At 73.5% G+C, this 9,313-nt stretch carries 8 protein-coding genes; 1 reads left to right on the forward strand and 7 read right to left on the reverse strand.

From position 1 onward, the window contains the following. Positions 1-193 precede the first annotated feature (193 nt). The 4 genes from ACTUAL_RS27590 to ACTUAL_RS27605 form a co-directional block, all read right to left on the reverse strand. A complete protein-coding gene (locus ACTUAL_RS27590) occupies positions 194-1,237 on the reverse strand; it encodes an SIS domain-containing protein (protein ID WP_096491256.1) in 1,044 nt (347 codons plus the stop codon). 346 nt (positions 1,238-1,583) lie between these two features. Further along, positions 1,584-2,405 (reverse strand): carbohydrate ABC transporter permease, encoded by an 822-nt coding sequence (locus ACTUAL_RS27595; RefSeq protein WP_096491257.1) that lies wholly within the window; start codon positions 2,403-2,405, stop codon positions 1,584-1,586. Beyond that, a complete protein-coding gene (locus ACTUAL_RS27600; RefSeq protein WP_096491258.1) occupies positions 2,402-3,394 on the reverse strand; it encodes a carbohydrate ABC transporter permease in 993 nt (330 codons plus the stop codon). The genes ACTUAL_RS27595 and ACTUAL_RS27600 overlap by 4 nt, the downstream gene beginning before the upstream one ends. A 7-nt stretch (positions 3,395-3,401) precedes the next feature. After that, on the reverse strand, positions 3,402-4,682 hold the full coding sequence (locus tag ACTUAL_RS27605) for a sugar ABC transporter substrate-binding protein (RefSeq protein WP_096491259.1): 1,281 nt from the start codon (positions 4,680-4,682) through the stop codon (positions 3,402-3,404). A gap of 244 nt (positions 4,683-4,926) precedes the next feature. On the opposite strand from ACTUAL_RS27605, the gene ACTUAL_RS27610 reads away from it, so the two are divergent. Further along, positions 4,927-5,676, forward strand: coding sequence for a GntR family transcriptional regulator (locus ACTUAL_RS27610; RefSeq protein ID WP_012783034.1), 750 nt, complete (start codon positions 4,927-4,929; stop codon positions 5,674-5,676). Positions 5,677-5,720: 44 nt separating this feature from the next. Here the strand turns inward: ACTUAL_RS27610 and ACTUAL_RS27615 are convergent, their stop codons facing one another. The 3 genes from ACTUAL_RS27615 to thiE form a co-directional block, all read right to left on the reverse strand. Continuing rightward, positions 5,721-6,668: a threonine ammonia-lyase gene (locus ACTUAL_RS27615; RefSeq protein ID WP_096491261.1), complete on the reverse strand. Its 948-nt coding sequence runs from the start codon at positions 6,666-6,668 to the stop codon at positions 5,721-5,723. A 776-nt stretch (positions 6,669-7,444) separates the two neighbouring features. Further along, positions 7,445-8,209 (reverse strand): dioxygenase family protein, encoded by a 765-nt coding sequence (locus ACTUAL_RS27620; protein WP_440902287.1) that lies wholly within the window; start codon positions 8,207-8,209, stop codon positions 7,445-7,447. After that, on the reverse strand, positions 8,209-8,916 hold the full coding sequence (gene thiE / locus ACTUAL_RS27625; RefSeq protein WP_440902286.1) for a thiamine phosphate synthase: 708 nt from the start codon (positions 8,914-8,916) through the stop codon (positions 8,209-8,211). Before thiE ends, ACTUAL_RS27620 begins: the two co-directional genes overlap by 1 nt. Positions 8,917-9,313: the final 397 nt, after the last annotated feature.

Genomic DNA, 9,313 nt, shown 5'->3' on the forward strand with positions numbered 1-9,313 from the left:
CGACGTCGTGGTGGTCGGCTTCCACCAGGACTTCGACTACCGGCGGATGCGCAACCTGTACCGGGCCATCCCGGACCGGATGGCTGGCCCGCCCGACTGGACTCCCGCCGCGCTGGAAGCCTGAGCGTCCCGGCAGCAACGAACGCCCCGGTCCCGCCAGGGGACCGGGGCGTGCCTGCTCACCGCGTCCGGGTCACCGGGTCCGCGTCACCTTGTTCAGCCCGCGCGGGCTGTCCGGGTCACCGCCCCGCGCCAGGGCCAGCCCGTGCGCCAACCGCTGCACCGGCAGGATCTCCAGGATCGGCGCCACCTCCTCGGCCGTCTCCGGGACCGGGATGCGCAGGGCCGCGGGCGCCTTCTCCGCCGCCGACCCGACCGCCACCACGTCCGCCCCGCGCCCGTGCACCACGTCCAGCACGTCGTGCAGCGCGTCCCCGCCCAGCCCGGCGCTGGTCACCGCCAGCACCGCCGTCTCCGCGTCGACCGCCGCGACCGGCCCGTGCAGCAGGTCCGCGCCGCTGTAGGCCCGCGCCGCCAGGTACGAGGTCTCGGCCAGCTTCAGCGCCGCCTCCAGCGCCGACGGCAGCGAGTAGCCGCGCCCGGTGGTCAGCACCCGGTCCACGAACCGGTAGCGCCGCACCGCCTCCTCCACCGGGTCCACCGACCCGTCCAGCGCCGCCCGCGCCAGCTCGCCGATCCCGGCGACCTCGGCCCCGCTGCCGCCGCGCACCGCGTCGACCATCAGGTACAGCGCCAGCAGCGTCGCCGAGTACGTCTTCGTGGCCGCCACCGCGTGCTCCACGCCCGCGCCGACGTCCACCGACATCTCGGCGACCCCGTTCAGCTCCGAGTCGGGCGTGTTCGTCACCGCCACGGTCAGCGCCCCCCGCTCCCGCGCGGACTGCGTGACCTCCAGCAGGTCCGGCGACCCGCCGCTCTGCGACACGGTCACCAGCAGCACGTCCCGCAGGTCCGGCCGCGCCCCGTAGAGCGTGGTGGTGGACGGCGACACCAGGCCCGCGGGCAGTTGGAGCAGCACCTCGGTCAGGTACTTGGCGTACAGCGCCGCGTGGTCGCTGGACCCGCGCGCGGCGAACAGCACGAAGCGGGGCGCGCGCGCCCGGATCGCCCCGGCGACCGCCGCGATCTCGGCGCGCCGGGCCACCAGGTCCGCGAAGATCGCGGGCTGCTGGTCGATCTCGGCGGCCATGTGCCCGCCGGGCTGGTGCTCGGTCATCGGGTAACCCCTGTCCTCCGGGCCCGGTCCGGCAGGCCCCACGCCACTTAGGTCTAGACCAATATTAGCGAGTCCGACCGCCGCGGGGCGAGTCCACCGACCCGTCCGGCCCACCGCCGGATGACGCCTGCGACCACGGTACTTCGGCGCGTTCGCGCAGTTCGTCCCCCAGGTGCTGCCCCACCCGGACGCGCCTGGCCTGCACGGGAGGCCGGGCGCCGCCCACCCGGCCGCCCCGCAGCGCGCCCCGCGACCCCGCAGCGACGCTCGCCACAGGAAATCCCCCGGAACAACGCCGCGCCCGCCCCCCAGCGGGAGCGGGCGCGGCGCACGCGGTGAACGAGGACTACCCCTTGACCGCTCCGGCGGTGACCCCGGTCACCATCTTCCGCTGCACGATCAGGAAGAACACCAGCACCGGCAGCGTGAACAGCGCCGAGGCCGCCATCGCGCCGCCCCAGTCCGTGCCGAAGTTCGACTTGAACCCGCTCAGCCACACCGGCAGCGTCTGCTTCGACTGGTCGTTGATCAGCGACAGCGCGTACAGGAACTCGTTCCACGCCGTCACGAACGCGAACACCGACGTCGCCACCAGCCCCGGCCCGAGCAGCGGCAGCGTCACGCGCCGGAACGCGCCCCACCGCCCGCACCCGTCGACCATCGCCGCCTCCTCCAGCTCCAGCGGGATGCCGTTGACGAACCCGCGCAGCGTCCACGCGCAGAACGGCAGCGTCACCGCGAAGTAGATCAGCGTCAGCGACGGCAGCTTGTCGAGCAGGTCCAGGTCCCGCATCATCAGGAACATCGGGATCAGCAGCGCCTCGAACGGCGCCATCTGCGCGATGAGCATCATCATCACGAACCCGCGCCGCCCCCGGAACCGCATCCGGGACAGCGCCAGCGCCGCCAGCAGCCCGACCACCAGCGCCGCGGCCACCGCCGACAGCGTCACCAGCAGGCTGTTGCCCAGCGACTCCAGGAACCCCGGCTTGTTCCACGCCGACGCGAAGTTGTCCCCGGTCACCGACTTCGGCACCAGGTCGTAGTCGCTGGACAGCAGGTCCTTGCGCGGCTTGAGCGCCGTGGCGACCATCCAGTACGTCGGGAACGCGAAGAACAGCGCCACCACGAGCGCGACCGCGTTGGCCGAGATCCGCTTGGCCCTCACAGCTCACCCTCCTGGGACCGCACCAGCCTGCGCAGGTACTGGAACGTCACCGCCGCGAGCAGCAGCATCATCAGCACGCTCACCGCCGCCGCCACGCCGAAGTGGCTCTGCGAGATGCCCACCAGGTACTGGTAGACCGCGAGCGTGGTGCTGGCCCCGTCGGGACCGCCCTGCCGGAACGCCCAGATCTGCGCGAACACCTTGAAGTCCCACAGCACCGACAGGAACGTCACCATCATCAGCAGCGGGCGCAGCTCCGGCCACGTCACCGCCCGGAACGTCTGCCACGGCGAGGCCCCGTCGATGCCCGCCGCCTCGTACTGGTCGCGCGGGATGCCGATCAGCCCGGCGTACAGCGAGAACGCCAGGAACGGCACGGCCTGCCAGGTGATCATCAGACCGACCACGCCCAGCGTGGACAGCCCGGTGGAGAACCACGAGTACCCGGCGTACGAGTCGAATCCCAGCTGCACCAGGGTCTTGTTCAGGATGCCGTACTCCTGGTCGAAGATCCACTGGTAGACCGTGGTGGCCGCCAGCAGCGGCATCGCCCACGCCAGCAGCATCGCCACCTGGAGCACGATCCGCACCAGCGGCGAGACCTGCCGCATCAGCACGGCCAGCAGCAGGCCCGCCAGCACCGAGGCCCCGACGACGGCGGCGGTGAACGCCACCGTCCGCCCGGTCACCAGCCAGAAGTCCGGGTCGCCCAGCACCTCGGTGTAGTTGTCCAACCCCGTCCACACGACCTGGCCGCGCGTGAGCTCGCGCAGGTTCAGCCGCCGGAAGCTGGTCAGCAGCACCGACAGCACGGGGAAGCCGATCAGCCACAGGATGGCCACCAGCGCGGGCGCCAGCAGCAGGTACGGCAGCGCGCGGTCGAACGCGCTGCCCCGGCGGCGGCCACCGCCGCCCTTCGCGGAGCGCGGGGGCGCCGGCGGGACGGTGCCCGTCGACGCCCCCGCGCCGGTCGTGTCGACTGCCGTCATGCGACCGTCAGCCCGCCAGCGTCTTCGTGAGCGCCGCGTTGGCGTCCGCCGTGGCCTGGTCCAGCGACTTCGCGCCGGACAGGTACGCGGTCAGCATGTCCTTCAGCGGGTTCTGGCCCGCCTCGACACCGGCCCAGGTCGGCGTGGTCGGGGTGACCTTGCCGTTGGGGGCGGCGGCGGCGAGCGCCTTGCCGACCGGGGTGGTCTCCAGCTTCGCCGTGTCGGTGGAGGTGCCGGGCACCGAGCCGCCCTCGGCCAGCATGTCCTGGTACTTCTTGGAGGACAGCAGCTTCAGGTAGTCCTTGGCCAGGTCCGGGTTCGCGCTACCGGCCGGAATGGCCAGGTTCGAGCCGCCCAGGAACACCGGCGCGGTCTTGCCCGCCGTCTTGGACGGGATCGGGAACGCGCCGAGCTTGCCCTCCAGCGTCGGGTCGGCCTTGACCGCGCCCGCCAGCTCCCACGGCAGACCGATCATCATGCCGACCTTGCCGGTGCCGAACACCTCCATCTGCTGCGGCGTGGCCTCGTCGGTGTCCTTCGGGGCCTTGGTGCCGGAGGCGTCCACGAGCTTCTTGTAGAACTCCAGGCCCGCCTTGGCCTCGGCGCTGTCGAGCGCGCCCGCCCACTTGTCGCCGTCCTTCTTGGCGACGTCGCCGCCCTCGTCCCAGATGAACGACAGCAGCACGTACCAGGACTGGCCCGGCAGGTACAGCGACTGGAACTCGGGGTCGGACGCGTTGGCGGCCTTGAGCTTCTCGACGGCCGCGACCCACTCGTCGCGCGAGGTCGGCGCGGCGGTGATGCCCGCGGCCTGGAACAGGTCGGTGCGGTAGACGACCGTCCGGTTCGCGGCGTAGAACGGCATCCCGTACTGCTTGCCGTCCCAGGTGAGCGAGTCCTCGAGACCCGCGAGCCACTGGTCGCCCGCGAGCGACGAGACGTCGCCGGACAGGTCCTCCAGGGTGTCCTCGGACGCGAACTTCGCGGTCTGGGTGTTGCCCAGCTCGATGACGTCCGGCGGGGTCTTCCCGGTCAGCGCGGTGGTGAGCTTCTCCTGGATGCCACCCCACTTCTGCACCTCGTACTTGACCTTCACGCCGGGGTGGGCGCTCTCGAACTCCTGGTGCAGCGCGTCGGTCAGCGTCGGAGCCGCCGAGCCGTCCATCAGCCACACGGTGAGCGTCTTGTCCCCGCCCTCGCCGCTCCCGCTGTCACTGCTCGTGCCGCAACCGGCCAATGCCACCGACAGCGCGGTGGCGCCGACTGCCAGTCCTCTCCAGCCCTTCACGTTCGCGCCCTTTCCTCGCCGGCCCCGTCCCCTGCGGCCGGACCAACACCACGGACACCTAGGCGGACCTAAGTGGTGTAGACCAATGCGGCCTAGGGTGTGCCCCACCACAGGACCTGTCAAGGTCGTTGCCGAGACGTTGCAAAGTCATCCGATGACTCGACGAGGGGGTTCGACGGCGCGAACGGCCCGCGACAGGGCATCCTTGTGGCGGGAGCGCTGGGAGAAGTCGAGGAGGAAGGCCATGCTGGAGACGAGCCTGGAGTCCAGGTCGCGTGCACAGCGGGAACCGAAGTACTGGGGCCTCAAACGCCACCTGCTCGACCTGCTGCGCGCCATGCCGCCGGGTTCGCCGATCCCCACCGAGCGCTCGCTCGCCTCGGAGTTCGACGTGTCCCGCACGACGGTCCGCCAGGCGCTGGCCGAGCTGACCGTCGAGGGCAGGCTGCTGCGGGTGCAGGGCAAGGGCACGTTCGCCGCGGAACCCAAGGTGGCGCAACGGCTCCAGCTCTCCTCGTACACGCAGGACATGCTGGCGCAGGGCCGCCAGCCGTCGTCCCGGCTGATCGACGCCTCCGAGCAGCCCGCCGAGGCCGAGCTGGCCCGGCTGCTGGGCGTGCGCGCGGGCGCGAAGGTGCTGCGGCTGCACCGGCTGAGGCTGGCCGACGGCGAGCCGATGGCGATCGAGACCACGCACCTGGCCCTCGGCCGGTTCCGGGGGCTGCGGCGGTACCTGTCGCCCGGCGGGTCGCTGTACCAGGTGCTGCGCGAGCGGTTCGGCACCGAGATGGGGCACGCCGAGGAGACCATCGAGACCGCGCTCGCCTCGCCCGAGGAGGCGGAGCTGCTGGGCGCGGACATCGGACTGCCCATGCTGCTGCTCTCCCGCCACTCCTACGACACCGAGGGCAACCCGGTGGAGTGGGTGCGCTCGGTGTACCGGGGCGACCGCTACAAGTTCGTCGCGACCCTGAACCGCCCGGTCGAGGGCTGAGCGCGCGCGGCAGGGGCGGCCCGCTCTCGGGGCCGCCCCGCGCGTCACGCCTCCCGCAGCACCTCGGCCAGCAGCGCCGGGTCGACGTTGCCGCCGGACAGCACCGCGACCACCGGCCCGTCGCCCAGCTCGCCGCGCTCGCGCAGCTGGAGGAACGCCGCCAGGGTCGTCGCCCCGCTCGGCTCCACCACCAGCCGGGCCCGCACCGCCAGCTCCCGCACCGCCGCCCTGATCCGGGCCTCGGAGACCGCCGCGAACCCGTCCACGTGCGCCCGGATGTGCGCGAACGTCCGCTCGGACGGCTGGGCCCGCAGCCCGTCCGCGATGGTCCTGGCCCGGTCCGCGTCGGGCCAGTCCACCCGGCGCCCGGCCGCGAAGGACTCGCCCGCGTCGGCGGCCAGCTCCGGCTCCACGCCGATCACCCGCGCGTCCGGCCGCAGCGCCTTGACCGCCACCGCCACGCCGGACAGCAGCCCGCCGCCGCTGACCGGCACGAGTACGGTCGCGACCTCGGGCAGGTCCGCCACGACCTCCAGCCCGATCGTGCCCTGCCCGGCGATCACGTCCGGGTGGTCGAACGGCGGCACCAGCACCGCGCCGCGCTCGGCGGCCAGCTCCAGCGCCCGGCTCTCCCGCTCGGCCATGGGCACCCGGACCACCTCGGCCCCGAGCGCGCGCGTCGCCTCGACCTTGACCTCGGGCGCGTTGTCCGGGATCACGATCGCGGCGGGCACGCCGAACTCCCGCGCCGCGCGCGCGACGGCCTGCGAGTGGTTGCCGCTGGAGTAGGCCACCACCCCGCGCGCCCGGTCCTCGGGCGCGAGGCGGGCCAGCGCGTTGTAGGCGCCCCTGATCTTGAACGCGCCCACCGGTTGCAGGCTCTCCGGCTTGAGCCAGAGGCCGTCGCCCCAGGGCAGCAGCGGGGTGCGCAGCACCGCCCCGGAGATCCGCTCGGCGGCGGCCCGGATGTCTTCCAGCGTCACGAGGTCCACGGACCACCATCTTCCCCCCGTCGGGGGGAGCAGTCCACGTTGCCGCGAATGCCCTTCGGATCGGCGGTCTTGTTCACTTCGGGCCGGGGTATTCACGCTTGGGGTGGCGGGAAACCGGGGAATCAGCGGTGAGCGTGATTCCTCGAATGCCGAGTTCGTGACTACCTGTGGCGCGGGTCAACGGTCAAGGGCTACGCAGCGCAGTCACGGTGACGTGGCCTGTGACACACTTCGACTCTGATGGTCTCCAGCTGTCACACGTAACGGAGTTGTAACGTAGCTCGAAAGGTCCACTACTCGCGGGTAGGCGGGCGTGCGCCGGGGCGGCCTGCGACCCCGGTGGCGAGCTGTGCGGTTCACCGCGCCGAGCGGCGGGAGAGAAAGAGGGGTGGGGCGACCCCTGCCGCCGCCCCACCACCCGTCCCCCTGGGGGGTCGCCGGGGGCGGTCCCTGCCACCGAATCCCCGGCTTCCCCGCATCCGAAGATGAGGGAGACGTCTTCGCGGGCCGCCCGGAGGCGGCCTGTTCGCCGCGCTCGCTTGTCAGCGGTGGCGCGGCTAGTGCTCAGCGTACCGGCGAATGGCGTTCCGGGGGCACTTGCCTCCAATACGGAGAGCTACTTGCCTGAGTTGCTCTGACCGGACCACCCCGTGCTGCGCCTATCCGCCGATCGGGTGAGACGCCGTTTGGTGCGTCACTCCCAGCTTCACATTTGCCGTTCAGGAGACCGCCCCATCGGCCTAAGCGGGCGCGGGGCCGTCACGGCGCGGGCGCGGTCAGCCGAACTGCACCGAGCGCTTGGACAGCCCGTACCAGAACCCCTCGACGGTGGTCCTCGGCGCGCCCTGGTCCAGACTCGCGCCGAGCGCCACGAACAGCGGCGCGAAGTGCTCGGTGCGCGGGTGCGCGAGACCGGCGGCGGGGGCCTTGCGGGCGAAGTCCAGCAGCCCGTCCACGTCGCCGGCGGCCAGCGCCCGGCCCGCCCAGTCGTCGAACTCCTCGGACCAGCCCGGCGCGGCGTAGTCCGGGCCGCGCCGGAAGTCCACGCAGCTCAGGTTGTGCGTCATGAACCCGCTGCCGACCAGCAGCACGCCCTGCTCGCGCAGCGGCGCCAGCCTGCGGCCGAGGTCGAACAGCTCGCGCGGGTCCAGGGTCGGCATGGACACCTGGAGCACCGGCACGTCCGCCGCCGGGAACAGCTCCTTCAGCGGCACGTAGGCCCCGTGGTCGAGCCCGCGCTCCGGGTCGCGCGCCACCCGGTCCTCGCCGCCGAGCAGCCGGGTGACCTCGTCGGCGAGCGCGGGCGCGCCCGGCGCGTCGTAGGTCACCTCGTAGTACTTCCGCGGGAAGCCCCAGAAGTCGTAGGTCAGCGGCACGGGGGTGGTGGCGCCGAGGGTGAGCGGCGCCTCCTCCCAGTGGGCGGACACCACCAGGACCGCCTCCGGGCGGGGGAGGTCCTCGGACCAGGCGTGCAGCTCGCCGGTCCAGCGCGCGTCGTCGGCCAGCGGGGGCGCCCCGTGGCCCAGGTAGAGCACAGGCATCACGGGGACGAGGGTACGCCGCTTAGTTGAATTTTCAACCAGGCTGCGGCGGCGCGGGGGTCGTCCGACTCGGTGATGGCGCGCACGACCACCACCCGGCCTGCCCCGGCGGAGATCACTTCGGGAAACCGATGCCGGTCGATCCCCCCGATGGCGAACCACGGCCGGGCGGGAGGGGCCGCACCCGCGCCCGGCTCGCCCGCGCCCGCTCGTGCCGCGTCCCACCCGGCGACCGCGCGCACCAGGTCCAGCCCCGGAGCCGGGCGTCCGGGCTTGGTCGGCGTCGGCCAGCAGGGCCCGGTGCAGAAGTAGTCCACGCCCGGCTCGACCGCCGCCGCCGAGGCCTGCGCGAGGTCGTGCGTGGACCGCCCGATCACCACCTCGTCCCCGACCACCCGCCGGGCCAGCGGGACGGGCAGGTCGTCCTGGCCGAGGTGCAGCACGTCGGCCCCGGCGGCGAGGGCCACGTCCGCCCGGTCGTTCACCGCGAGCAGCGCCCCGTGCCGCGCGCACGCCTCCGCGAGCACCTCGAGGGCGGCCAACTCCTGCCGAGCCTCCATGCCCTTCTCCCGCAACTGCACGACGTCCACCCCGCCCGCGAGCGCGGCGTCGGCGACCTCGGCCAGGTCGGGGCGGTGGGGGGTGCACAGGTACAGCCGGGCGTCGGCGAGCCTGCGCCTGATCTGGGAAGCGTCAAGTCCGGGCACCCCACCACGTAATCACCACCCGCCCCGCTCGACCACGCCGGCCCAGGACCACCCGCGTCCCGGCAGCCCCCGCCTCCTGGCCACACCTCGGGCCGCCCTGGTCCCCGTGGGCGACCTCGCCTCCCGCCCGCGCCTCGGGCCGTCCCCGCCTCCCGGCTGCCCGCGCCTTCGACCACCCTCGCCTTGTGGGGCAACGGCGTCTCCCCGCTGGCCGCGCCGTCGCGCCCCCGCAGCCGGCCGGCACACCCACCGGCCGCCCGCGCCCCGCGACTACCGGCCCGCGGTCGCCCCCCCCCCCCGGGGGCCCCCCCCCCCCCCGCGCCCCCCCCCCCCCCCCCCCCCCCCCCCCCCCCCCCCCCCCCCCCCCCCCCCCCCCCCCCCCCCCCCCCCCCCCCCC

The organism is Actinosynnema sp. (assembly GCF_052038725.1).